17 protein-coding genes, 2 tRNA genes, 3 rRNA genes and 1 pseudogene are annotated in these 25,737 nt (G+C 64.2%); 9 read left to right on the plus strand and 14 right to left on the minus strand.

The annotated features are described in order from the left end of the window. The first annotated feature begins 53 nt into the window (after window positions 1-53). Window positions 54-752, plus strand: coding sequence for a TetR/AcrR family transcriptional regulator (locus WJ12_RS18685; RefSeq protein WP_034190672.1), 699 nt, complete (start codon window positions 54-56; stop codon window positions 750-752). Window positions 753-833: 81 nt separating this feature from the next. Here the strand turns inward: WJ12_RS18685 and WJ12_RS18690 are convergent, their stop codons facing one another. From WJ12_RS18690 to WJ12_RS18700, 3 genes are read right to left on the minus strand one after another with little or no spacing between them, the layout of a single operon-like run. Then, on the minus strand, window positions 834-2,024 hold the full coding sequence (locus WJ12_RS18690) for an acetyl-CoA C-acyltransferase (RefSeq protein WP_059557987.1): 1,191 nt from the start codon (window positions 2,022-2,024) through the stop codon (window positions 834-836). Window positions 2,025-2,042: 18 nt separating this feature from the next. Beyond that, window positions 2,043-2,810 (minus strand): 3-hydroxyacyl-CoA dehydrogenase, encoded by a 768-nt coding sequence (locus WJ12_RS18695; RefSeq protein WP_034190674.1) that lies wholly within the window; start codon window positions 2,808-2,810, stop codon window positions 2,043-2,045. A 13-nt stretch (window positions 2,811-2,823) separates the two neighbouring features. Then, entirely contained in the window at window positions 2,824-4,491 is a 1,668-nt protein-coding gene (locus WJ12_RS18700) for an acyl-CoA synthetase (protein WP_059558020.1), read from the minus strand. Window positions 4,492-4,636: 145 nt separating this feature from the next. On the opposite strand from WJ12_RS18700, the gene WJ12_RS18705 reads away from it, so the two are divergent. Then, window positions 4,637-5,641: an AraC family transcriptional regulator gene (locus WJ12_RS18705; protein WP_049029564.1), complete on the plus strand. Its 1,005-nt coding sequence runs from the start codon at window positions 4,637-4,639 to the stop codon at window positions 5,639-5,641. A gap of 107 nt (window positions 5,642-5,748) precedes the next feature. On the opposite strand, the gene WJ12_RS18710 is transcribed toward WJ12_RS18705, so the two are convergent. After that, the gene (locus tag WJ12_RS18710) at window positions 5,749-7,140 is read right to left on the minus strand and encodes an aspartate aminotransferase family protein (protein WP_059557989.1); all 1,392 of its coding nucleotides are present in this window, start codon (window positions 7,138-7,140) and stop codon (window positions 5,749-5,751) included. 80 nt (window positions 7,141-7,220) lie between these two features. Continuing rightward, window positions 7,221-8,726, minus strand: a complete 1,506-nt coding sequence (locus WJ12_RS18715) for an aldehyde dehydrogenase (RefSeq protein ID WP_059557991.1) — start codon at window positions 8,724-8,726, stop codon at window positions 7,221-7,223. Between the two features lie 387 nt (window positions 8,727-9,113). Here WJ12_RS18715 and WJ12_RS18720 point away from each other — a divergent pair, with 387 nt between their 5' ends. After that, window positions 9,114-9,713: a hypothetical protein gene (locus WJ12_RS18720; RefSeq protein ID WP_059557993.1), complete on the plus strand. Its 600-nt coding sequence runs from the start codon at window positions 9,114-9,116 to the stop codon at window positions 9,711-9,713. Window positions 9,714-9,769: 56 nt separating this feature from the next. Further along, window positions 9,770-10,141 carry a nuclear transport factor 2 family protein gene (locus WJ12_RS18725; RefSeq protein ID WP_059557995.1) on the plus strand — a complete coding sequence of 124 codons (372 nt, stop codon included), beginning with the start codon at window positions 9,770-9,772 and terminating at the stop codon, window positions 10,139-10,141. Window positions 10,142-10,235: 94 nt separating this feature from the next. On the opposite strand, the gene WJ12_RS18730 is transcribed toward WJ12_RS18725, so the two are convergent. After that, window positions 10,236-12,065, minus strand: a complete 1,830-nt coding sequence (locus WJ12_RS18730; protein WP_059557998.1) for a methyl-accepting chemotaxis protein — start codon at window positions 12,063-12,065, stop codon at window positions 10,236-10,238. A 274-nt stretch (window positions 12,066-12,339) separates the two neighbouring features. On the opposite strand from WJ12_RS18730, the gene WJ12_RS18735 reads away from it, so the two are divergent. From WJ12_RS18735 to WJ12_RS18745, 4 genes and pseudogenes are all read left to right on the plus strand, one after another. Beyond that, complete coding sequence (locus WJ12_RS18735) at window positions 12,340-12,921, plus strand: RNA polymerase sigma factor (protein ID WP_080287930.1); 582 nt, start codon at window positions 12,340-12,342, stop codon at window positions 12,919-12,921. Window positions 12,922-12,933: 12 nt separating this feature from the next. Beyond that, the gene (locus tag WJ12_RS18740; RefSeq protein ID WP_034190681.1) at window positions 12,934-13,242 is read left to right on the plus strand and encodes a hypothetical protein; all 309 of its coding nucleotides are present in this window, start codon (window positions 12,934-12,936) and stop codon (window positions 13,240-13,242) included. Window positions 13,243-13,244: 2 nt separating this feature from the next. Continuing rightward, window positions 13,245-13,532, plus strand: a pseudogene (locus WJ12_RS34975) (4Fe-4S dicluster domain-containing protein); the annotation flags it as partial. A 112-nt stretch (window positions 13,533-13,644) separates the two neighbouring features. Next, entirely contained in the window at window positions 13,645-14,361 is a 717-nt protein-coding gene (locus tag WJ12_RS18745; protein ID WP_059558022.1) for an O-methyltransferase, read from the plus strand. A gap of 117 nt (window positions 14,362-14,478) precedes the next feature. Here the strand turns inward: WJ12_RS18745 and rrf are convergent. The 5 genes from rrf to WJ12_RS18770 form a co-directional block, all read right to left on the minus strand. Continuing rightward, window positions 14,479-14,591, minus strand: a 5S ribosomal RNA gene (gene rrf, locus WJ12_RS18750). A 121-nt stretch (window positions 14,592-14,712) separates the two neighbouring features. Continuing rightward, window positions 14,713-17,594: ribosomal RNA gene (locus WJ12_RS18755) — 23S ribosomal RNA — on the minus strand. Window positions 17,595-17,883: 289 nt separating this feature from the next. Then, window positions 17,884-17,959: transfer RNA gene (locus WJ12_RS18760), tRNA-Ala, on the minus strand. A gap of 39 nt (window positions 17,960-17,998) precedes the next feature. Beyond that, window positions 17,999-18,075, minus strand: a tRNA-Ile gene (locus WJ12_RS18765). A 63-nt stretch (window positions 18,076-18,138) separates the two neighbouring features. Beyond that, a 16S ribosomal RNA gene (locus tag WJ12_RS18770) occupies window positions 18,139-19,671 on the minus strand. Together the 16S, 23S and 5S rRNA genes with 2 tRNA genes alongside form the textbook arrangement of a ribosomal RNA operon. Before the next feature lie 608 nt (window positions 19,672-20,279). Between WJ12_RS18770 and WJ12_RS18775 the strand changes: the two genes are divergently transcribed. Next, window positions 20,280-20,750: a hypothetical protein gene (locus WJ12_RS18775; RefSeq protein WP_059557392.1), complete on the plus strand. Its 471-nt coding sequence runs from the start codon at window positions 20,280-20,282 to the stop codon at window positions 20,748-20,750. A 173-nt stretch (window positions 20,751-20,923) separates the two neighbouring features. Here the strand turns inward: WJ12_RS18775 and WJ12_RS18780 are convergent, their stop codons facing one another. From WJ12_RS18780 to WJ12_RS18790, 3 genes are all read right to left on the minus strand, one after another. Beyond that, a complete protein-coding gene (locus tag WJ12_RS18780) occupies window positions 20,924-21,610 on the minus strand; it encodes a DUF429 domain-containing protein (RefSeq protein WP_059557390.1) in 687 nt (228 codons plus the stop codon). 9 nt (window positions 21,611-21,619) lie between these two features. Continuing rightward, window positions 21,620-22,144 carry an HD domain-containing protein gene (locus tag WJ12_RS18785; RefSeq protein ID WP_034191123.1) on the minus strand — a complete coding sequence of 175 codons (525 nt, stop codon included), beginning with the start codon at window positions 22,142-22,144 and terminating at the stop codon, window positions 21,620-21,622. A 122-nt stretch (window positions 22,145-22,266) separates the two neighbouring features. Beyond that, window positions 22,267-25,737 (minus strand): ATP-binding protein, encoded by a 3,471-nt coding sequence (locus tag WJ12_RS18790; RefSeq protein ID WP_059557388.1) that lies wholly within the window; start codon window positions 25,735-25,737, stop codon window positions 22,267-22,269.

Genomic DNA, 25,737 nt, shown 5'->3' on the forward strand with positions numbered 1-25,737 from the left:
ATCAGCGGCTAGAATGAAGCCCAACGCGGCACGCCCGCCGCGCGAGGGTAACGATGAGACATGACGAGGCCGCAGCCGAAGCCACCGACAGCGACGAGACGTCCGCGCCTTTGCGGCGACGCAAGGCACACATCCGCGAATCCAACGAAGCGCATCTGCTCGCCTGTGCGGAGGCCGTGTTCGCCGAACGCGGGTTCGACGGCGCGAGCACCGCGACGATCGCGGAACGCGCCGGCTTGCCGAAAGCGAACCTGCATTACTACTTCCCGACGAAGCTCGCGCTGTACCGCCGCGTGCTCGACGACCTGTTCGAGGAATGGCATCGCGCGGCCGGTTCGTTCGAGGCCAGCGACGATCCGGTGGAAGCGATCGGCGGCTACGTGCGCGCGAAGATGGCGCTGTCGCGGCGGCGCCCGCTCGGCTCGAAGGTGTGGGCCAACGAGATCATCCAAGGCGCGGAGCACATGCAGGACATCCTGTCGGAACGCGTGAAGCCGTGGTTCGACACCCGCGTGAACGTGATCGACGGCTGGATCGCGCGCGGGTTGCTCGCGCCGATCGACCCGCACGCGCTGATGTACCTGATCTGGGCGACCACCCAGCACTACGCGGATTTCGACGCGCAGATCCGCGCGCTGAGCGGCAAGCGCGCGTTCACGCAGAAGGCGTTCGACGAGAAGACCGAGCAGGTCGTGCAGCTCGTGATTCGTGCGTGCGGCGCGGTGTCGCCGAAGGCAAGTTCTCCCGAATGAAAATCGGGCGACGGGTCACGCGCAGGTTCACCCCGCGCCAGACCCGTCGCCCGCGTTGCAGCGTGCGTATTCCGCGATGCGTTACGCGACCCGTTCGATCGCGATCGCCGTCGCCTCGCCCCCGCCGATGCACAGCGATGCGACGCCGCGCTTGAGCCCATACGTGTCGAGCGCGGCCAGCAGCGTCACCATCACGCGCGCACCCGATGCGCCGATCGGATGCCCGAGCGCGCACGCGCCGCCATGCACGTTGACCTTCTCGTGCGGCAGGTCGAGGTCGCGCATCGCGGCCATCGGCACCACCGCGAACGCTTCGTTGATCTCGAACAGGTCGACGTCGCGCAGGTTCCAGCCGGTTTTCTCCGACAGCCTGCGCAGCGCGCCGATCGGCGCGGTCGCGAACAGGCCGGGCTTGTCCGCAAACGTCGAATGCCCGACGATCACGGCCTTCGGCGTGAGGCCGAGACGTTCGGCTTCCGAGCGGCGCATCATCACGAGCGCGGCCGCACCGTCCGAGATCGACGACGCGTTCGCGGCCGTCACCGTGCCGCCTTCGCGGAACGCGGGCTTCAGCCTCGGGATCTTGTCGAGCTTTGCCTTGCCCGGCTGCTCGTCGATCGACACGACGCTTTCCGTCTTGCCGGCCTTCACGGTCACCGGTGCGATCTCCGATACGAAACGCCCCTCCGCGATCGCGCGCTGCGCACGCGTGAGCGACGCGATCGCGAACGCATCCTGCGCCTCCCGCGTGAACTGGTACGCCTGCGCGCAATCCTCGGCGAACGTGCCCATCAGGCGACCCTTCTCGTACGCGTCCTCGAGCCCGTCGAGGAACATGTGATCGAGCACCTGACCGTGGCCCATGCGCATCCCGGCGCGCGCCTTCGGCAGCAGGTACGGCGCATTCGTCATGCTCTCCATCCCGCCCGCGACGGCCACCGCCGCCGAACCGGCCAGCAGCAGATCATGCGCGAACATCGCGGCCTTCATCCCCGAACCGCACATCTTGTTGACCGTGGTCGCGCCTGCGCCGAGCGGTAGCCCGGCCTTCAGCGCGGCCTGTCGTGCCGGCGCCTGGCCCTGGCCGGCCGGCAGCACGCAGCCGAACACGATTTCGTCGATGCGTTCGGCCGGCACGTTCGCGCGCTCGAGCGCCGCGCGAATCGCGACCGCGCCGAGGTCGCTCGCACTGGCCCCCGCCAGGTCGCCCTGAAAACCACCCATCGGCGTACGCGCCGTGCCAACGATTACGATCGGATCCTGAGTCGTCATGATTCGCTTCCTCCAGTGTCAGCGCGGTGCCATGCGCAACGCGCCATCGAGACGGATGACTTCGCCGTTCAGCATCGTGTTCTCGGCGATGTGGCGCACCAGCGCCGCAAATTCTTCCGGGCGGCCGAGCCGCGGCGGGAACGGCACGCTCTTGCCGAGCGCGTCCTGCACGTCCTGCGGCATGCCGGCCATCATCGGCGTCGCGAAGATGCCCGGCGCGACCGTCACGACGCGGATGCCGAAGCGCGCGAGTTCACGCGCGATCGGCAGCGTCATGCCCACCACGCCGCTTTTCGATGCAGCATACGCCGCCTGCCCGATCTGCCCGTCGAACGCCGCGACCGATGCGGTGTTGACGATCACGCCACGCTCGCCTTCCGCATCGGCGTCCTGCTTCGACATCGCTTCGGCGGCCAGCCGGATCATGTTGAACGTGCCGACCAGATTGATCGACACCGCACGGACGAAACGGTCGAGCGAGTGCGGACCGTCGCGGCCGACGACCTTCTCGCCCGGCGCGACGCCCGCGCAGTTGACCAGCGCGTCGATGCGGCCGAACGCGTCGCGCGCGGCGGCGACGGCCGCCTGGCCGTCGGCTTCGTTCGTCACGTCGGTCTTCACGAAGCGGGCGGCCGCCCCGAGTTCGTGCGCGAGGTTCGTCCCGGCATCGTCATTGACGTCCAGCAGCACGGCCTTGCCGCCGGCCCCGACGACCATGCGCGCCACCGCGGCGCCCAGGCCCGAGCCGGCGCCCGTAATCAGAAAAACGCGATCCTTGATATTCATTCGCAGTCCGTATTCATGGTTGAGCGGCCTTCTCGGCTTCCATCTTGCGCAGCACGAAGCGCTGGATCTTGCCGCTCGGGGTTTTCGGCAGCGCGCCGACGAAGTCGATCGCGCGCGGATACGCGTGAGCGGACAGCCGCCGCTTCACGTGCAGGCTCAATTCCTCGGCCAGTTCCGGCGTGCCGTCGAAGCCCTTCGACAACACGACGAACGCCTTCACGATCTCCGTACGCTCCGGATCGGGCACGCCGATCACCGCGGCTTCGCTGACGGCCTTATGCTCGATCAGCGCGCTTTCCACGTCGAACGGGCCGATCCGGTAGCCGGACGACGTGATCACGTCGTCCGCGCGGCCGATGAAGCTCACGGTGCCGTCCGGCTCCAGCTCGACGTTGTCGCCGGTCCGGTAATAGCCGCCCGCGATCGCCGGCGTGTCCTGCCGCCAATAGCCGCGGAACCACAGCAGCGGCGAGCGCGCGATGTCGATCGCGAGGTTGCCCGGTTCGCCGGGGCCCAGCTCGCGGCCCGCTTCGTCGAGTACCGCGACACGGTAGCCCGGCATCGCCAGGCCGGCGGAACCGACATGCACCACGTGCGCGAGACCGTGATGGTTGTTCACGACCATCCCGAGCTCGGTCTGGCCGTAGTGATCGTAAATCGGCGCGCCGAGCGCCGCGTCGAACCAGCGCACGACCTCCGGATTCAGCGGCTCGCCCGCGCTGCTGACCACGCGCAGCTTGCCTTTCACGCGCGCCGCCGCTTCCGGCCCGGCGGCCATCAGCATCCGGTACGCGGTCGGAGAGCCGGCCAGGCTCGTGATGCCGAGCCGTTCGATCACGTCGTACGTGCTCTCGACCGTGAAGCTGCCTTCGTAGAGCGTCGTCGCATGGCCGAGCACGAGCGGGCCCGTGATCGCGTAATAGAGGCCGTACGCCCAGCCCGGATCGGCGATGTTCCAGAATCGGTCGCCTGCGCGCAGATCAACCGCTTCGCGCATGTAGGCGCCGAACGCGAGCAACGCGTACAGCGGCACTGGCACGCCCTTCGGCAAGCCCGTCGTCCCCGACGTCGACATCATCATGAACAGGTCCGTGCCCTTGCGCGGCACGGGTTCGAACGTATCGGGCTGCGCATCGAGCGCCGCGCGGAAATCGATGTCGCGCTCGGGCAGCGTGTCGCCCGGTTCGCGCACCGTCGCGACCGGCGGGCAATCGTCGATCTCGTCGAGCTTCGCGCGATTCGCGACGTTGGTCACGACGACGCGTGCATCGCTCATGCGCAGCCGGTGTTCGATCGCCTTCGGGCCGAATGCGGTGAACAGCGGCTGATAGACGGCCCCCGCGCGCCACGTGCCGAGGATCGTCGCGACGAGCTCGGGCGTGCGCGGCAGCAGGCCGGCCACCACGTCGCCCGGCTTCACGCCCTGCGCGACGAGCAGGTTCGCGACCCGCGCCGACCACGCCTGCATCTGCGCGAACATGAAGCGGTGGTGCCGCCCGCCGATGTCGATCCAGTCGAGTGCGACCGCGTCCGCCGTCGCGTGCCGGTCGCAGCACTCGACGCACGCGTTCATGCCGCGCTCCAGATCGCCGCGCAGCTGCGCGGCGGCGGTCTCGATTCTGAACCGGGCCACGGCGTCGGCGTAGGCCGGCACCGCCCGGGCGGTCGCTCCATCAGGCATGCGTGTCTCCTGTACGTTATGGCCGCCGTCGAGCCAGGAGCGCGACGGGGCATACATCGATAGTAGACAGCCCGCACATTGCATTCAATGACAAACAGAATCTAGAATCGTGATCGCTTTTGCCATGTCGGGAGGACGCAGAAAAATGGGGCCGCAGATGATTTCGCCGGATTTCGTCGACGATGCGCTCGCGTGCCTGCGCCGGCAAGGCCTGCCGACAGAACCGGTACTGCACGCCGCCGGCCTCCCCGCCGCCGTGCGCGAGCCCGTCACGCCGCAACAGTACGGCCGGCTGTGGCTGGCGATCGCCGGCACGCTCGACGACGAATTCTTCGGCCTCGCCGCGCGCCCGATGCGACGAGGCAGCTTCACGCTGCTGTGCCACGCGGTGCTGCACGCCGGCACGCTCGAGCAGGCGCTGCGCCGCGCGCTGCAGTTCCTTCGCGTGGTGCTCGACGAACCGCACGGCGAACTCGTCGTGGCCGGCGGGCAGGCGCAAATCGTGCTGACGCAGACGGGCGCACCCTATCCTGCGTTCGCCTACCGCACGTTCTGGCTGATCCTGCTCGGCGTCGCGTGCTGGCTGACCGGCCGGCGCATTCCGCTGCAACGGATCGATTTCGCGTGCCCAAGCCCCGACCAGCGCAGCGACTATCACCAGTTCTTCGGCGTCCCCGTGCATTTCGACCGGCCCGACAGCCGGCTCGCGTTCAACGCCGCGTATCTCGCGCTGCCGACGATCCGTTCCGAGCAGGCACTGAAAACCTTCCTGCGCGGCGCGCCCGGCAACCTGCTGGTTCGCTACCGGCACGACACCGGCTGGGTCGCGAAAACGCGCGCGCACCTGAAAGCGCTGCCGGCCGCCGAGTGGCCCGACTTCGACGCGCTGGCCGTGCGCCTCGGCACGACGCCGGCGACGCTGCGGCGGCGCCTGCGCAGCGAAGGGCAGAGCTTCGCGGCGATCAAGGACGAGCTGCGCGGCGCGCTGGCCCAGTCGCTGCTGCGCGCTCACGCGCTCAGCGTCGCGGAGATCGCGGCCGAGCTCGGCTTCACCGAGCCGAGCGCGTTCCATCGCGCGTTCCGCAAGTGGACGGGCACGAGCCCCGGCGCGTTTCGCCGCGACGTGCATGCGGCAAAAGCGGAGCCTTGACGCGCGAAGCGCACGCGGTGCGCTTCGAACATTCGGGTTGTCACCTCACGCTGGCACCGGCGCCGCGGAGCAGTCAGTCGCCGGACGAAAGCGCGCCGCTCGACCGGTCAGCAGTCGATCCCGAGCACTTCGCGTGCGGTCGCATCGACCGCCTTGCGCATCGTGCCGACCAGTTCGTCGATCTGCGCATGATCGATCACCAGCGGCGGTGCGACGATCAGGCGACCGTTGGTCGATCGCACGATCGCACCGAGTTCGAAACCGACCGTCCGGCTGTGCCAGGTCAGGTCGGCCTCGTTCTCGAAGCGCTCGCGCGTCGCCTTGTCCTTCGCGAACTGGATCGCACCGACCGCGCCCACGCCCTGAATCTCGCCGACGAGCGGGTGACCGTCGAATGCGTCGCGCAGCGCCTTCTGCAGGTACGGGCCCGTATCCGTCCTCGTCCGCTCGACGAGGCCCTCGCGCTCGAGCACGTCGAGGTTCGCCAGCGCGACGGCGGCCGCGACCGGGTGCCCCGAATACGTCAAGCCGTGCGCATAGACGCCGCCCTTGTCAACCAGCGCATCGCCGACGCGCCGGCTCATGATCAGGCCGCCCATCGGCACATAACCCGACGTCAACCCCTTGGCCATGCAGATCAGGTCGGGTTCGAAGCCGAAGTGACGATGCGCGAACCACTCGCCGGTACGGCCGAAGCCGCCGATCACTTCATCCGCGCAAAGCAGCACGTCATACTGGCGGCAGATGCGTTCGATCTCCTGCCAGTAGCCGTCCGGCGGGAAAATCATCCCGCCCGCCCCCTGGAACGGCTCCGCGACGAAGGCGGCGACGCGGTCCGCACCGATCTCGAGGATCTTGCGCTCGAGCGACAGCGCCGCCTGCCTGCCGAATGCCTCGGGGCTCAGGTCGCCGCCGTTCGCGTACCAGTACGGTTCGTCGACGTGCGTGACGTTCGGAATCGGCAGGTCGCCCATTTCATGCATGAACGCCATGCCGCCCAGCGACGCGCTGCCGACCGTCGACCCGTGATAGCCGTTCACGCGGCCGATCAGCACCTTCTTCGCCGGCTGGCCCATCACGTCCCAGAAGCGCCGTACCGTGCGGATCAGTACCTCATTCGATTCGGAACCCGAATTGGTATACACCACATGGCTGAAGCGATTGCCGAGCAGCGCGAACAGCCGCTCCGACAGTTCGATCACCGACGGGTGCGTCGTATGAAAGAACATGTTGTAGTACGACAGCGCCTTCATCTGCCGCTCGGCGGCGTCGACCAGCTCCGGCCGGCCATAACCGACGTTGGTGCACCACAGCCCGGACATGCCGTCCAGATAGCGGTTGCCGTCGTTGTCCCATAGATATACACCTTCGCCGCGCACCATCACGCGCGCGCCCTCCTCGTTCAGCGCCTTCTGGTCGACGAATGCATGCAGGTGATGCGCGGCGTCGCTGCGTTGATAGTCCTGGGTCGTACGATGCGGAAAGTGGGGGGCATTCATGGGCAAGTCTCCGGTGCGTTGTAGGGATAAAAGCGCGGTCGTGCCGCCCGGCGCGGCCATTGGCGGCCCGCCGGGCCGAATCAGTAGCTGATCCAGGTCGTCTTCAGGCCCATGTACTTGTCGATCGCGTGCAGCGACAGATCGCGGCCGAAGCCCGACTGGCGAAACCCGCCGAACGGCGTCTGCGCGCTCAGCGCATCGACCGTGTTGACGGACACCGTGCCGGCCCGCAGCCGGCCCGATACGCGATGCGCGCGCGACAGGCTGCCGGTCCACACCGACGCGGCGAGCCCATAGATCGAATCGTTCGCGAGCCGCACGGCCTCGTCCTCGGTGTCGAACGCCATCACCGACAGCACCGGTCCGAAGATTTCCTCGCGCGCGATCGCGTCGTCCGGCTGCACGTCGATGAAGATCGTCGGTTCGATGAAGTAGCCCTTGCCGTCGACACGCGGTGCGCCGCCGCCGATCGCGAGCGTCGCGCTGTCGCGGCCGCGCGCGATCCATTCACGCACGCGCCGATGCTGCTGCTCGTCGACGATCGCGCCCATCCCGCTCGACGGATCGAGCGGATCGCCCGGCATGAATGCAGCGGCATGCGCAATCAGCCGGTCGACGAACGCATCGTGGATCGAGCGCTGGACCAGCAGCCGCGAGTTCGCGGAACACACTTCGCCCTGGTTGAAGAAGATGCCGAAGCACGCCTTGCGTGCGGCGAGATCGAGATCGTCCGCATCGTCGAAGACGAGGTTCGGGCTCTTGCCGCCGCATTCGAGCCACACCTGCTTCATGTTCGACTGCGCGGCGTACTCGAGGAATTTCTTGCCGACGGCCGTCGATCCCGTGAACGCGAGTACGTCGACGTCGGGATGCAGTCCGAGCGCGCGCCCCGCGGTCTCGCCGTCACCCGGCACGACGTTCAGCACGCCGGGCGGCAGGCCGGCCTCGAGCGCCAGCTCCGCGACACGCAGCGCGGACAGCGGCGACTGTTCCGCCGGCTTCAGCACGACGCTGTTGCCGGCGGCAAGCGCCGGCGCCACCTTCCACGCGACCATGTCGAGCGGAAAATTCCACGGCACGACCACGCCGACCACGCCCAGCGGTTCGCGCGTGACGACCGCGAGGTTACCGGGATCGGCCGACGCGACTTCGCCTTGCAGCTTGTCGACAGCTTCGCCATACCAACTGAACAGGCCGCCCGCGGCCGGCACGTCGATGCCGAACGCGTCCGCGACGCGCTTGCCCATGTTGAGCGAATCGAGCAGCGCGAGCTCTTCGCCATGCGCGGCGATGAGCTCGCCGAGCCGGCACAGCACGCGCTTGCGCTCGGCCGGCGCGCAGCGCGACCAGACGCCGGATTCGAACGCGTGGCGCGCGGCGCGCACCGCATCGTCGACGTCCGGCGCGTCGCACGACGCGACTTCCGCGATGACGGCCTCGGTCGCCGGATTGATTGCGGCGAACGTCCGCCCGCTGCGGGCCGGCACGCTGCGCCCGCCGATATGCGCGAGCGTTCTCGGGACGACCTGCCCCGCGAGACGTCTCCAGTCCGCGTGCTGACGGCTTTCTGTTGAAGTTGGGTTCATTCAAGGCTCCGTTGTGACGACCCGGCGCTTGTGTGGGGTGCTCCGCCCGGCTTCGACCCGACGACGGACGTTGGCGGCCACGACCTCGGCCCATGACCGCCGTGCATCGCGGCAGTCGTCCGGTCGGCCAACTGTCGGTGATCAAAAGGAGATTTGAAAGAACAGTTTTTCTTCTCACTGACGAGGTTATTTCTATCCATTCGATCGTCGTGCAGCGGGGTTTTCCTGCCGCGTCACGATCGCGGCGCCGTTCGTTTTGGAGGTGGTTGCTTCGGCATTCCGGTGCGAGCCTGCGTGAAAACGCGACGCAACATTGCGTCGGCACGACGTTGCGCCCCGCGCCGTCCGACCACATACTGGTCGGCCAGTCCGCACGAGGTTGCGTCGATGGGGAGTATCGATCAGGGTGCCGCTTCGGTCTTTGGCGTGATCGGCACGGCCGTGTCCCTGCTGGCGGCGGTTCCGTACGCGCTCGCGATCTACCGGCGCACCGTTCGCCCGCATCTGTTCACGTGGCTCGTCTGGTCGGTCGTCACCGCGATCGCGGCGGCCGGCCAGCTCGCTGCAGGCGCGGGGCCGTCCGCATGGTGCACGGCGGCGATTGCCGTCACGTGCCTTCTGACGCTGGTGGCGAGCATCTTTCGCGGCGATCGCGGCTGGACCGGCCTCGACTGGGTTTTTCTGGGCGCGGCGCTGTCGGCCGTGCCGTTGTGGATGCTGACCGACGACCCGACGATCTCGATCTGCCTGGTCACGCTGATCGAGCTTGCCGGCCTCGGCCCGACCGTGCGCAAGACGATCCGCGATCCGTGGAGCGAAAGCCTCGCCTATTTCGCGCTGTGCGTGCTCAAGTACGCGCTGGCGTTGCTGGCACTGAACACGTGGCGTGTCGCGGTCGCGTTCTATCCGGTCGTCAACGTCATCGCGTCGATCGGCATCTGCGTGGTGATGCTGGTCCGGCGTCAATCGCTGTCGAATGCGCGGTAGGTTTTATCCGCCGCCGCTGCGTGTGCAACCCTTCGGGGATGAAGCGAGGATCCGACATGGATGCAATCCGTACTGTCATCGAACCGTTTGAAACCGCGCTGCGTGCGGCGATGCTGGTCAACGACGTCGACGCGCTCGATACGCTGCTGGACGACGATCTGGTGTTCACCGTCCCGACCGGCCAGATCCTTTCCAAGGAAGACGACCTGTCGGCGCATCGTGCGAAGCTGCTGCGCCTAGAGAAACTCGACGTCCACGAAATGCGCGCCTGCGCGATCGACGCGATGATCCTGACCACGACGAAAGCGACACTCGCCGGCCATTTCGACGGCATCGCGTTCGACGGCACGTTTGCCTATACGCGCCTCTGGCGCCGCTCGGGCACAGGCTGGCGCATCGTCGCCGGGCACGCTTCGCAGGTCATGTAGGCTGCGCCCGGTTCCGGCTGCCGGACATTCGCGCACAGGTGAAGGTGTCGCACCCGTCCATGCCGCGAATGTCGGGTAGCCGATACGCGCGTCGTCAAGCGGGCTGCAACGCCGACGCACGATTGTCCGCGAGCTTGAACTCGCCGACCGTCTGCGCGAGCCTGGCAGCCTGCTCGCGCAACAACGTCGCCGCGGCCGCCGACTGCTCGACGAGCGCCGCATTCTGCTGCGTCGCGTCGTCGAGATGCGACACGGCCTGATTCACCTGCTCGAGCCCCGTGCTCTGCTCCTTCGCCGCCACGGTCATTTCGGCGATCACGCCCGTGATGCCGCGCACGCCCTCGACGATCTCGTCCATCGTCGCCCCGGCCGTCTGGACGAGTCCGGAGCCGCCCTCGATCTTCTCGACCGACGAGTGAATCAGCTGCTTGATCTCCTTGGCGGCTTGCGCGCTGCGCTGTGCGAGTGCACGCACCTCGCCCGCGACGACCGCAAAGCCGCGGCCGTGCTCGTTCGCACGTGCTGCCTCGACGGCGGCGTTCAACGCGAGGATGTTGGTCTGGAACGCAATGCCGTCGATCACGCCGACGATGTTGGCGATTTCGCCGGACGCTTGCGTGATGTCGTTCATCGTCGACACGACCTCGCTCACGACCGAGCCGCCGCGCAACGCGACAGTCGACGCGGATTCCGCCAGACGGCTCACCTGGCTGGCGGCATCGGCCGAGTTGCGGGCCGTGCCGGCGATTTCCTCGAGCGCGGCGGCCGTCTCCTGCAAGCTCGACGCCGCATGTTCGGTCCGGCTCGACAGATCCTGGTTGCCCTGTGCGATCTCGGCGCTCGCGAGGTTGACGGATTCGCTGAATTCGCGAATCTGCAGCAGGATCGTGCTGATCTTTTCGGCGAACAGGTTGAACGCATGCGCGATCTGCGCGGCTTCGTCCGCGCCGTCGGCGGGCAGGCGTTTCGTCAGGTCGCCGCTGCCGCTCGAGACGTCCATGAGCGCATCGCGAACCAGCAGGATGCGCTTGAAGGCCGCGTTCGTCATCGCGCCGACGAGCGCCGCCGCGATGACCGCGACGATCAGGATGGCAGCCAGCGTCGTGGTCGCGACCGCACGCATGCCGGCCGTCACGTCGGCCTTGTCGAGCGCGAGGACCAGCGACCAGTCGGTGCCTGCGATCGGCTGTGCGCGCACCAGCTTGGTGGCCCCGTCGATGTCGACCGCGACGGGCGCGGACGCCGTTTGCAGCGCGCCGAGGTGATCGGAGTCGAGCGCAGGCGAAAGGCCGGTCGCAGGTTTCATGATCAGGTCGGTCTTCGCCGACGCGATCACGCGCCCGCTCTTGTCCACCAGGAACGCGAAACTCGCCGGTGTCGGGTGAACGGAGGTGACGATCGCGCTCACGCTCTCCATGAACAGGCTGGCGGCCAGCACGCCCTTCACGGCGCCGTCGCGCACCACGGGCACCGCGAACGCGACGGCCGGCTTGCCGGTCGTCGCATCACGGTAGAGCGCCGTCACGACCAGCTGGCCCGCGCTGACGGCTTGCTTGTACCAGGGCCGTGCGGTCGGATCGTAGCCGGGCGCGAGCGGGACGTTCGAGAACGCAGTCTTGTCCGGCAAGCCAAGCGTCAGCACCTCGAAGCCACCCGACTTGCCGAGCAGTTTCAATGCCGGCAGCGGGTCGCCTTCGCCGATCGCGATCGTGTCGGCGAGTGCCTGGGTCGCCCGCGCCCTGCTGGCCACCCATTCGTTGATCGCGAGTGCGTGGCCGGCGAGGATCGACTTGTGGTTCTGGTCGATGGCCTCGTCGTTGTGGTTCTTGACGACGTAATAGACCAGTCCGCCCGTCACGGCCAGCGCCGTGACCACGATGGCGACGCAGGTCGCAAGTATCCGAGCACGAATCGAGGACAGCATGATGACTTCGATCTCCGTTACCGCGTTATTTGAATGGGGTTGCCGAAGGCCGGCAACGTCCTGTTTAACGACAGCGGTGGCGGGAACTTAAGGCCTGACTGGCCTGACCAGTTCAGACGAGAGGTCGGCAGGGCTGCGAAGTCGGAAAAGACGGAGTCGATTCGGCGAGATCGGACTATCGTGCCGACTGTCCGTGGTGCGTCGAGGGAAAGCGTTCAGCAGCGGATTTTCACCGGCGCCACAATATCCGGGCGCCTGAAACGTCTTCACAGGCATGGAATCGCCACCCACTTCGCACATGATGACCGACCCAGACCGCGACATCACGGCGACGGTGATGCGTGAACGATCGAGGCTAGTGAGCTTCATCCGGCGCCGGATACGCGACCCGGACGATGCCGAGGACATCCTGCAGGATGTGTTTTACGAATTCGTGCAGGCGTATCGGCTGCCTGCCCCGATCGAGCAGGCGAGCGCGTGGCTGTTCCGTACCGCGCGCAACCGCATCATCGATCGTTTTCGCAAGAAGAAGGAGCAGCCGCTGACCGATCTGCTCGAAGCCGAAGACGAACCGGACGGCGAGTATCGGCTGGACCTCGCGCTACCGGCGCACGACGCCGGCCCCGAAGCGCTCTACGCCCGCACGCTGGTGCTCAAGGCGTTGCAGGATGCGCTCGACGAGTTGCCCGCCAATCAGCGTGAGGTTTTCATCGCGCATGAACTGGAAGGGCAGTCCTTCAAGGAGATAGCCGCGCAAAGCGGTATCGCGCTCAATACCCTGCTCGCGCGCAAACGCTATGCGGTCCTGCATCTGCGCGCCCGGCTGCAGCCCATTTATGACGAACTGGACAACTAACGGAGTCGACGGATGAATTTTCGAATCAGATGTGCCGGCAAGGCACTGCTCGTGGTGATCGCCATAGGCGTGCTCGGATGGGTCGTCATGATGCTGTGGAACTGGGTGATGCCGGCGTTATTCGTCGGCGCCCGGACGATCGACTTCGCCCATGCGCTGGGCCTGCTCGTGTTGAGCCGCATTCTGTTCGGCGGATTCCGCGGACACCGTGGCTGGCACGGCCGACGCCACTGGCGCAAGTGGGAATCGATGACACCGGAAGAGCGCGAGCGTTTTCGGGCCGCGTGGCGATCGGGCAGCAACCCGCGCACGGGAGAGTGAACATGCGCGAACGATCCACGGGCAGCTGCAAACAGAAGCCGGGGGTGATTGCGCCGGTCGTCGACCTGAAACGTTGCGAAGGCAAGGGGGATTGCGTCACCGTTTGCCCGGAAAACGTATTCGAGATCCGGCGCATCGATCAGTCCGACTACGTCGGCCTCGGCATGATGCATCGCCTGAAGTTGCGCGTGCATGGAATGAAAGTCGCCTACACGCCAAATGCGCATGCGTGCCGGTCATGCGGGCTTTGCGTGACAGCGTGTCCGGAACGCGCCATCACGCTCGCCCGAAGCACGTCGCATCGCCGGTTGGTCGGCGGCCGAACCTCAGCGCGGGAAACCCGGCGGAGGGAGCCGTCGCTGGATGCGTCGTCGGCCTCATCAATCTCTCCAGGGAATGCACATGACTCAACCCACCATCGCTCTTCTGCAAAGGCTTCATGAGGAGAGCCGAGCCGAAATCATCGCGCGCGCACGCGCGCAGTTCCAGGGATCGAACGAAGCGTTCCTGACGCTCGGCGACGAATACGAGGCGCTTGCTCCCCGGCTGCGGGGACGATTTCTCGAAATGCTCGGGTTGTCCAGCGAAGACTTCGAGTCCTCGGAAGGCAGCCCGCTATCGTTGGCCGTGTCGGCGGAAACGGGAAGATTCCTGCGCAACATGGTGCTTTCGCAACGGCCGGCCCGAATCCTCGAACTCGGCAGTTCCCGCGGCGTGTCCACGCTGTATTTCGCGGAGGCGCTGCGCATGTTGGGCCGCGGCGTGGTCGTCGCGACCGAGCGCGACACGCTCAAGTGCGCACATCTGCGCGCGCACGCGAAAACGGCAGGCCTGGACGCTTATGTCGATTTGCGGGAGGGCGACATATTCGAGACCGTTGCCGAATTGGACGGGGCCTTCGACCTGGTATTCATCGACGTTTGGGCCGACGCTTATCTGAGACTGTTCAAGCAGATCGAGCACCTGCTGCGCCCGGGATCGGTCGTGCTTGCCGACAACATGTACACAGCCGAGGATGCCGTTCGACCCTACAAGCAATACCTGGACAACGATCCGCGGTTTTCGACCACGACGCTGGACTTTGAATCGGGGGTCGAATTTACGGTCGTCGTATCTTGAGTCGGGATGTCGTCGAATGGATGCGATGAATCGAGCACCTTTCTGCGTCGACGCGCATTTTCGCCGCCGAAATGCAAAAACCCCCGCCTGGTCGGGCGGGGGTTCTTGGCTTAGGGAGCCTGACGATTACCTACTTTCACACGGGAATCCGCACTATCATCGGCGTAGAGTCGTTTCACGGTCCTGTTCGGGATGGGAAGGGGTGGGACCGACTCGCTATGGTCATCAGGCAAAGGGGGTTGTCACGTTGCTTCGCAACGCGACCAATCTGGGAAGAAGCAGTAATTTTGGGGTTGTGCGTATCAGCACATCGCGGTCATTCAACCGCTGTCTGTAAAACAGACTTGTTATAGGATCAAGCCTTACGGGCAATTAGTATCAGTTAGCTGAACGCATTACTGCGCTTACACACCTGACCTATCAACGTCCTGGTCTCGAACGACCCTTCAAGGGGATCTAGTCCCCAGGGATATCTCATCTTAAGGCGAGTTTCCCGCTTAGATGCTTTCAGCGGTTATCTCTTCCGAACATAGCTACCCGGCGATGCCACTGGCGTGACAACCGGTACACCAGAGGTTCGTCCACTCCGGTCCTCTCGTACTAGGAGCAGCCCCCTTCAAATATCCAACGCCCACGGCAGATAGGGACCAAACTGTCTCACGACGTTTTAAACCCAGCTCACGTACCTCTTTAAATGGCGAACAGCCATACCCTTGGGACCGGCTACAGCCCCAGGATGAGATGAGCCGACATCGAGGTGCCAAACACCGCCGTCGATATGAACTCTTGGGCGGTATCAGCCTGTTATCCCCAGAGTACCTTTTATCCGTTGAGCGATGGCCCTTCCATACAGAACCACCGGATCACTATGACCTGCTTTCGCACCTGCTCGACTTGTCGGTCTCGCAGTTAAGCACGCTTATGCCATTGCACTATCAGCACGATTTCCGACCGTACCTAGCGTACCTTCGTACTCCTCCGTTACGCTTTGGGAGGAGACCGCCCCAGTCAAACTGCCTACCATGCACTGTCCCCGACCCGGATCACGGGCCAAGGTTAGAACCTCAAACAAACCAGGGTGGTATTTCAAGGACGGCTCCACCGAAACTAGCGTTCCGGTTTCATAGCCTCCCACCTATCCTACACAGATCGGTTCAAAGTCCAATGCAAAGCTACAGTAAAGGTTCATGGGGTCTTTCCGTCTAGCCGCGGGTAGATTGCATCATCACAAACACTTCAACTTCGCTGAGTCTCGGGAGGAGACAGTGTGGCCATCGTTACGCCATTCGTGCAGGTCGGAACTTACCCGACAAGGAATTTCGCTACCTTAGGACCGTTATAGTTACGGCCGCCGTTTACCGGGACTTCAATCAAGAGCTTGCACCCCATCATTTAATCTTCCGGCACCGGGCAGGCGTCACACCCTATACGTCCACTTTCGTGTTTGCAGAGTGCTGTGTTTTTATTAAACAGTCGCAGCCACCAGTTTATTGCAACCCCTTCACCCTCCTGGCGCAGGCCAGTCAAGCTACAAGGGCGTACCTTATCCCGAAGTTACGGTACCAATTTGCCGAGTTCCTTCTCCCGAGTTCTCTCAAGCGCCTTAGAATACTCATCTCGCCCACCTGTGTCGGTTTGCGGTACGGTCATCGTTAGACTGAAGCTTAGAGGCTTTTCTTGGAACCACTTCCAATTGCTTCGCTCCCTAAGGAGCTCGCGCCACACCCTTGAATTGCGCACCCGGATTTGCCTAAGTGCCTTCTCCAATGCAGCGACCGGGACTTCCAACACCCGGACAACCTTCCGCGATCCGTCCCCCCATCGCATCTAACAATGGTGCAGGAATATTGACCTGCTTCCCATCAGCTACGCATTTCTGCCTCGCCTTAGGGGCCGACTCACCCTACGCCGATGAACGTTGCGTAGGAAACCTTGGGCTTACGGCGAGGGGGCCTTTCACCCCCTTTATCGCTACTCATGTCAGCATTCGCACTTCCGATACCTCCAGCACGCTTTTCAACGCACCTTCGCAGGCTTACGGAACGCTCTCCTACCATGCGTGCAAAGCACGCATCCGCAGCTTCGGTATATAGCTTAGCCCCGTTACATCTTCCGCGCAGGACGACTCGATCAGTGAGCTATTACGCTTTCTTTAAAGGGTGGCTGCTTCTAAGCCAACCTCCTGACTGTTTTAGCCTTCCCACTTCGTTTCCCACTTAGCTATATTTGGGGACCTTAGCTGGCGGTCTGGGTTGTTTCCCTCTTGACACCGGACGTTAGCACCCGATGTCTGTCTCCCGTGATTGCACTCTTCGGTATTCGGAGTTTGCTATGGCGGGGTAATCTGCAATAGACCCCCCAACCATGACAGTGCTCTACCCCCGAAGGTGAGACACGAGGCACTACCTAAATAGTTTTCGGAGAGAACCAGCTATTTCCAGGTTTGTTTAGCCTTTCACCCCTATCCACAGCTCATCCCCTAACTTTTCAACGTTAGTGGGTTCGGACCTCCAGTACGTGTTACCGCACCTTCATCCTGGCCATGGATAGATCACCTGGTTTCGGGTCTACGCCCAGCAACTGAACGCCCTATTCGGACTCGCTTTCGCTACGCCTGCCCTATACGGTTAAGCTTGCTACTGAACGTAAGTCGCTGACCCATTATACAAAAGGTACGCCGTCACCCCTTACGAGGCTCCGACTGTTTGTATGCATGCGGTTTCAGGATCTATTTCACTCCCCTCCCGGGGTTCTTTTCGCCTTTCCCTCACGGTACTGGTTCACTATCGGTCGATCACGAGTATTTAGCCTTGGAGGATGGTCCCCCCATCTTCAGACAGGATTTCACGTGTCCCGCCCTACTTGTCGCACACCTAGTTCTTTCATACTGTTTTCGCCTACGGGGCTATCACCCGCTATGGCCGCACTTTCCAGAGCGTTCGGCTAACAATACAAATAAAGAGTGCAAGGCTCATCCCATTTCGCTCGCCACTACTTTGGGAATCTCGGTTGATTTCTTTTCCTGCGGTTACTTAGATGTTTCAGTTCACCGCGTTCGCTTCGCATGGCCTATGTATTCAGCCATGGATACTCCAAAAGGAGTGGGTTTCCCCATTCGGACATCTACGGATCAAAGCTCGTTTGCCAGCTCCCCGTAGCTTTTCGCAGGCTACCGCGTCCTTCATCGCCTGTGATCGCCAAGGCATCCACCACATGCACTTGTTCGCTTGACCCTATAACGAGTCTGTCTCATCGACAGCCGCTACAGGTTGAGTTCTCGCGTTGTGCCGTATTCCAAATTGAGTCGAACATAGAGTTCGAATCATCTTGAGATACATCGATACAATCACAACCCGGATAGTTTTCACGTCCATCTCAAGACGCTTCCGCTATCCAAATTACTTACTTCTTCCAGATTGTTAAAGAACGACAGCCGATATCTGTTGATATCCTCTGACTGGCTCAATCGCCAATGCAAAATTCTCGGTTCAGCGTGTGAACCAAGCACTTAGCGTTGGTGATTGGTGGAGGCAGACGGGATCGAACCGACGACCCCCTGCTTGCAAAGCAGGTGCTCTCCCAGCTGAGCTATGCCCCCATTGAGTACAGATGCCTCAGGTGTGTTACCGCCAGACAATGGTGGGTCTGGTTGGATTCGAACCAACGACCCCCGCCTTATCAAGACGGTGCTCTAACCGACTGAGCTACAGACCCCTGAGTCTGTCTTTAAATTACAGCCGATAAGCGTGAGCGCTCAACTTGTGCGAGAAGCTCTGGAAAGGAGGTGATCCAGCCGCACCTTCCGATACGGCTACCTTGTTACGACTTCACCCCAGTCATGAATCCTACCGTGGTGACCGTCCTCCTTGCGGTTAGACTAGCCACTTCTGGTAAAACCCACTCCCATGGTGTGACGGGCGGTGTGTACAAGACCCGGGAACGTATTCACCGCGGCATGCTGATCCGCGATTACTAGCGATTCCAGCTTCATGCACTCGAGTTGCAGAGTGCAATCCGGACTACGATCGGTTTTCTGGGATTAGCTCCCCCTCGCGGGTTGGCAACCCTCTGTTCCGACCATTGTATGACGTGTGAAGCCCTACCCATAAGGGCCATGAGGACTTGACGTCATCCCCACCTTCCTCCGGTTTGTCACCGGCAGTCTCCTTAGAGTGCTCTTGCGTAGCAACTAAGGACAAGGGTTGCGCTCGTTGCGGGACTTAACCCAACATCTCACGACACGAGCTGACGACAGCCATGCAGCACCTGTGCGCCGGTTCTCTTTCGAGCACTCCCGCCTCTCAGCAGGATTCCGACCATGTCAAGGGTAGGTAAGGTTTTTCGCGTTGCATCGAATTAATCCACATCATCCACCGCTTGTGCGGGTCCCCGTCAATTCCTTTGAGTTTTAATCTTGCGACCGTACTCCCCAGGCGGTCAACTTCACGCGTTAGCTACGTTACTAAGGAAATGAATCCCCAACAACTAGTTGACATCGTTTAGGGCGTGGACTACCAGGGTATCTAATCCTGTTTGCTCCCCACGCTTTCGTGCATGAGCGTCAGTATTGGCCCAGGGGGCTGCCTTCGCCATCGGTATTCCTCCACATCTCTACGCATTTCACTGCTACACGTGGAATTCTACCCCCCTCTGCCATACTCTAGCCTGCCAGTCACCAATGCAGTTCCCAGGTTGAGCCCGGGGATTTCACATCGGTCTTAGCAAACCGCCTGCGCACGCTTTACGCCCAGTAATTCCGATTAACGCTTGCACCCTACGTATTACCGCGGCTGCTGGCACGTAGTTAGCCGGTGCTTATTCTTCCGGTACCGTCATCCCCCGACTGTATTAGAGCCAAGGATTTCTTTCCGGACAAAAGTGCTTTACAACCCGAAGGCCTTCTTCACACACGCGGCATTGCTGGATCAGGCTTTCGCCCATTGTCCAAAATTCCCCACTGCTGCCTCCCGTAGGAGTCTGGGCCGTGTCTCAGTCCCAGTGTGGCTGGTCGTCCTCTCAGACCAGCTACTGATCGTCGCCTTGGTAGGCCTTTACCCCACCAACTAGCTAATCAGCCATCGGCCAACCCTATAGCGCGAGGCCCGAAGGTCCCCCGCTTTCATCCATGGATCGTATGCGGTATTAATCCGGCTTTCGCCGGGCTATCCCCCACTACAGGACATGTTCCGATGTATTACTCACCCGTTCGCCACTCGCCACCAGGTGCAAGCACCCGTGCTGCCGTTCGACTTGCATGTGTAAGGCATGCCGCCAGCGTTCAATCTGAGCCAGGATCAAACTCTTCAGTTTAAACCTGTTACTGTTTTCGGTTCGGTTAAGAACCGGTCGCTCACTCAAAGCTGACAGGAATATGAATCACTTCATAAACCTGACTTACTTTAGTGTGAGACTCTTGATACTTTCGCTATCTGATCCGAGGATCAGCTCGCTGCCATCAAGCGCCCACACTTATCGGCTGTTAATTTTTAAAGAGCAATCTGCGAGGAACATCGCGTTTCCCGGCAGCGCTGCGTTTTCAGCAGCAGAGAAGCGAGATTATGAACCGTGTTTCGCAGTTCGTCAACAACTTTTTGCACTACGTCGTTGCGACCGCGGGGCTCAACTTCCGTACCGCCGAGGCCGCTCCTGCCAAGCCTCAACCGCACTGCTTCCCTTCCTTCCGCGCCGCGTTTCCGTGAGCGCGAAAGAGGCGTGATTCTATGCACCTCGCGCCGCCCGCGCAAGCCCTTTGTGAAAAAAGTTTGAAAAAGCCCCCGTGCGCTGCCGCGCACGGGGGCTGGGGGTTCGACGGGCCTGAATCGCAACGCGAGCGGTTCGCTATAGCTATGACGTATGCCCGTCTTTCCACCTATATGGAAGCAGCGGAACGGACAAGGAACCTGACGCTGTCGAGTATCATGCCGCGACCGAACCACGCACCCCTATCGACGATGGACAGCACAACTCAATCCGGCGACGCCGATCTTCGCGACGAATATGCGGCGCTGCGCGAACGCGCCATCCTGCTGGAAGAACAAACGCCGGCGCTTCTCCAACGCATCTCGGATGTATTGCCTCGGATCAGCGGCGAATCCGAACTGGCGGACGAGCATCGCGAGCGGCTCGTCGGCGCGCGTAACGCGGCGATGGTCTCGATCGAGAACTATCAGCAGGCGATTCCTTTCCTGCAGACAGCCGATTCGATCATCGAACAACTGGACAAGACGCCAGCGCGCGATGAAGACATCGAGTGGCGCGAATCGCTCCTGCAACGGCTCGACGAGCTGATCGACGTCGCGGTCCTGATGATCAACGACGCCGAAGACTATTTCGATCAGGCGCAAGCCTGCGACCTGTCCAGCGTGCCGAAGTCCATCCTCGAGGACTGAATGGTGCCGCCGGGGATCGCGCGGCGCACCGGCTTCATGCCGTGCGCGCCGGCCATCCCGATGTTGGTCGGTCGACACGCAATGCCTACGGCATCGGCGCCGGGAAGACCGCCCCTCTCCCGCAAAAGCTCACCTTGTCGTGGCAACCGCCCCACAGTCGCCACGTGCCGCCGCTATAGCGAGTCGAGCACGACCGCCTCGCTCACGATGGGCACGCGGATGTAACCGCCCTCCGTGTCACCATACGCATATGCGTTCCCGTCGATCACGTATTGCGCGGTCAACGCGCAAAGGGTTGCGTCTCGCGCATCGACGGAGCGCAGCATCGACACGTCGATCCCCAGCCGCTCCAGCAATTGCAGGCGCTGGGTACGTTTCTGCTTCGCCGACGCCACCGCCTTGCCCAGCATCGCGCAGGTAATCGCATACGGATAGGTCTCGAAACTCGCACGACCACCCGCATAGTGCACACCGGTCAGCAATGGATAGGTATCCGCCAGCGCGCGGTACACGCGTTCCCCGATGAACATCCAGTCGAAGAAGCCCGACGTGCTTGAAAGGGCCTGCTCCCGCGACGGTGTCGGAAAACACGAGATCCGCTCGCAGGCGAGCGCCTGTTCGGCCGCCCGGCGGCCGACGCCTGGCCACCACACGCTCGGCGCGTCGACGCCGACGGCCACGACGTCATGGGCAACACACAGCGCGGGTATCGCCTCGGGGGCAATCCGCGCTTCGCGGCAGACGACCGTCGACCCGCGCAGGATCACAAGATCGCACAACTTCTTGTCGCCCCCAACGTCGACACCCGCCACGGAGGGCACCTGTCGCGCGGCGGATGCGACGGATCGAGCCGATACCATGCCGGAACTTCAGTCCGCCGGCCGCGCGCCGTACGCGGTGTCGAAGATCGCCTCGAGACCGGGATGCACGCCGCGCATCGGGTCGACGACCGACTTCGCCCAGTCGAAATACGCCTGCTTGCGCTCGAGCGGCCAGTCCGCGGGCGGATGCCGCGCGATGTCGCGCAGGTTGCAGATCTTGTCGGCGAGCTTCACGAGCTTCGCTCGCCGGCTGATGGTCGACGCGTGCTCGATCTGCAGGCGCTTGCGCTCCTCCTTCGGCAACGACTTGTCGTCGGTGACCTCCATCACGATGTCCGCCACGTCCTTGCCGAACAGCCGCAGCAGTTCCTGCTCGGTCGTCTCCGTGTCCTCGACCGTGTCGTGCAGCACGGCCGCGACGATCACGCGCTCGTCCTCGATACCGGCTTCGTTGGCCAGCACGTCGGCAAGTGCGATCGGATGATTGATGTACGGTGACGCCTCTTCGTCCTTGCGACGCTGATTGCGATGCTTGTCCGCCGCGAACGCGATGGCGGCTACCAGCTTTTTCATATTTTCCCCTCGTGTGGCCAGACCCGCGACCGGTTGTCCCGGTCCCGTGCGTTTCGGAACCGCTCATACTACCTGCACGCGATGCCCCTTCCCGTGTACCGGCATCGCGGCACGCCCGCGCATCACGCGCCGGCCGGCGCGCGCTGCAACTCGACCACATTGACCCGCGCGCCGAAGACGTCCCGCACGAGCGGCAACAAGTGGTCGTGGTGCGTCAGGAACAGCACCTGGGTTCGCGTCGACAGATCGCGCAGCGCATCGAGTCCGGCCTTCGCGCGCGCATCGTCGAAATTGATGAACAGATCGTCGGCGACGAACGGCAGCGCGATGCGGCTGCCGAGCTGCAGCTCCAGCGCCGCAATCCGCAGCGCGAGGAACAACTGGTCGCGCGTGCCTTCGCTCAGCCCGGCGACCTCGACCGACGCGCCCTTCGTACGCCGCGCATACAGCGCAGGCGGCGTCCGTTCGGTGTCGACGGTCAGCTTCGCGAATTCACCGAGCGTGAGCCCCGCGAAGATCTCGCCCGCGCGCCTGAGCATCGGCCCCTGCTTCTGGTCGCGATAACGATCCGTCGCCCACTTCAGCAAGCGGCTCGCGGTGGCCGCCTCCAGATACTGTTCGGCCGCATCGCCCATCGCCGCCAGCGCTTCCTGCCGTTTCGACTCGGCGACGGCCGCATTCGCCTGGCCGTCGATCGCGCCGAACGCCTGGTCGGCCACGACCTGCTGCTGCGACAGCTCGTTCAGCCGCTTGCCGACATCGCCGAGCGACTGCTTCACCGCTTCGAGATGCGCCGGTACGTCGGCGATGTCCTGCTCCGCGACCTCGGCTTCGACGGCGGACCGGGAAAGACCGTCGCCATCGCGCACCAATGCCTCGTGCGCGGCCTCGACCGCCTGCCGAAGCTGACGCTGACGATCCGAGCGCTCGGCCAGCGGCAGCGCCGCGTCGATCGACGCGACGCCGGCCAGTTGAAGCAACGGCTGGATTCGTGCATCCGCACCGGCCACCGCGGCGGCCGCGTCCGCGACCTTGCCGTCGGCGTGCCGCACGGCTTCGTCGGCACGGTCGATCGCACGCGCGATTTCCCGGGCGGCCGCGAGGCGCATCGTCAGCCGGCGCGCCACGTCCGGCCAGTCGCCGCTCGCCAGCCATTCCGGCGCGAGCGCTTCCGCAAGCCGCCGCGCGCCGGCCTCGAGCGCGGCCAGCTCCGCGCGGATCGCGGCGATCCGGTTGCGCGGCGCGTCGGCATCGGCCAGTTCGGCCGTCACCGTATTCGCGAGCGTAAGCGCCCCTTCCGCCGCGGCCAGCGTCGTCGCGCTCGCGGACAGTTTCGCGTCGGCCAGCGCGTCGCGCCACTGCGCTTGCCACGCGTCGTAAGCCGTTTGCGCGTGGCCGGCCCGCGATTGCGCGGTCGCGCATCCGCGTTCGGCTTCCCGCGCACGGTCTTCCAGGCTATCCTGCTGCGCGATCGCTTTCTCGGCCGACTGTACGAAGGCCTCGGCAATCGCGACGAGCGCCGCCAGGCCGTCCGGCTCGCCACCTCGCGATACCGTGCGCAACGCCGCGCGCAGCGCGGCTTCCGCACCGTCCCGGGCCGCACGCAGCGCGTCGAATTCGCGGCGCTGGCGGTCGAGATCCGCCTGCGCGGCGAACACCGTTTCGCGCTTCGCGAGCCAGTCGCCCATCGCCGCCAGCGACATGCCGGGCACCGCGGCTCTCGCCGCGAGTGCGGCCCACGCGTCGCGATGCGCGGCCAGCTCGCGCTCGCGTTCGTCCAGCGCGGCCTGCCTGCGTGCCGCGCCCGCACGCGCGGACTCGACCTGCTGACGCAGCGATTGCAACGTCGCCGCGGCCTGCGTCGCGCCGAGCTGTGCATCGACGAGTTCGTCGGCGAGGCGAATCGCGCCGTCGACCGCCGGTGCGCCCGCGGCGAGATCGACCGTGCCATTGCGGATGTCGCCCCACACACCATCGCGCCGCGCGCGCGCCGCCAGCACGTCGGCGGTCGTGACGACCTTGTGGTTCTCCGCGAAATGCTTCTCCTGCAGTTCGAGCCGCTCGAGCTCCTCAAGCGCGCTGTCCCGCGCATCACGTGCCGCGGCGGCCGCGCTCGCGTACTCGCCGTCTTCCTTCAGCAGCGCGCCGAGCCGCGCCGCCGACGGCACGTCGAGCGCGCGCAGCGTGTCGACCGGCATGCGCCACCGGCCAAGCGCATCGAGCGCACCCGACAGCGTGCGTTCGGCGGCCGCGATCTCGTGCGCCAGCGCCTGCTCGCGCTGACCGCTGTTGCGAAAGGCTTGCGCGTCGGCCAGCGCCGCGCGCAGCGCCTCCGGCACGTCGACGGTCGACAGTCGCGCCTGTTGTTCCCGCACCTGCGCAAGCTCGCGCGTGCGTTCGTCGAGCGACTCGCGCGCGCCGGCGAGCGCCTGGTGCAGCGCGCCGTGCTCTCGCAGCAGGTTCGTCACCGTCTTCAGCGACAGCGCCGTCGGCAGCGACGCACGCAGCGACGCTTCGTTCGTCGGCCAGTCGAGCTGGGCCGCCGCCGCGCACGCGGCGGACACATGCCGCTCGACATCCGCGCCGAGCAACAGCAAATCCTGCGCGTGATTCATGCACGTGCCGCGCAACCGATCGAGCGCTTCGATATCGGCTTCGAGCGCCAGCGTGTCGGCGTCCGCATCGATCGCCTCGCGCGCCTGCCGTTTCGCGAGCAGGTCGGCGCGACGTTCTTCGAGCACCTTCTGCTCGGCCGCGAGATCGCCCTGCGCCTTCAGCAGATCGGCATACGCAGTCGGCGGCAACTCGACGACCGCACCCAGTTCGGCCAGCGCCGCATCCTTGACCGTCAGCTCCTTCAGGTATGGCGCAAGCCGACGGACGCGTTCAAGCTTCGAGCGCAGCGTTTCGAGCCGGCGCTGTTCCGCGCGCGCCTGCTCGATCTGCTGCTCGACCGCTTCGCGCGCGTCCTTGCGATCGACCCAGTCGCGCGTGCGGACCTGGACCGTCTTCAGTTCGGTCACGGCTTCGTTGAACGACGTCTCGGCCAACGCAAACGCGCTGCCGCTCCGGCGCGGCGCCCACAGCTCGAGCGCGCGCGCGTCGAGCTCCTCGCGCACCGGCCCGAGACTGCCGACACCGGCAGCCGATTCGAACAACACCTGGCCGAGCTTGTCGGAAGCATCGAGAATGCTCCGGCCTCCATCGACCAGCCGTCCGTGATCGAGCCCGAACATCTGCTCGAAGAACTCACGCGTCGCGCCGTCGAGGATCGCCGCCAGATAGTCGTCGGGCAGCTTGTCGTCGCCGGGCGTGCGCAGCGAACTGCGCCCGCGCGCACGGTGGAACACGAGTTCGCTCGTACCGCTCTCCAGCACGCCGCCGATCCGCAGCTCGGGCGTGCTGTGCAGGAAATCGAGCGGCGTCTGCAGCTTCATCCCGAACAGCAGCTCGGATACGGCCGTGCGGATCGTCGACTTGCCGGCCTCGTTCGGCCCGACGATCACGTGAAAATCCTCGCGGGCCGGCGGGAACCGCAGCGTCTCGTCGGTGAACTTGCCGTACTTGATCAGATCGAGCTGGCTGATGCGCAT

This window comes from Burkholderia seminalis, assembly GCF_001718535.1.
In the GTDB taxonomy this organism is placed as follows: Bacteria; Pseudomonadota; Gammaproteobacteria; order Burkholderiales; family Burkholderiaceae; genus Burkholderia; species Burkholderia seminalis.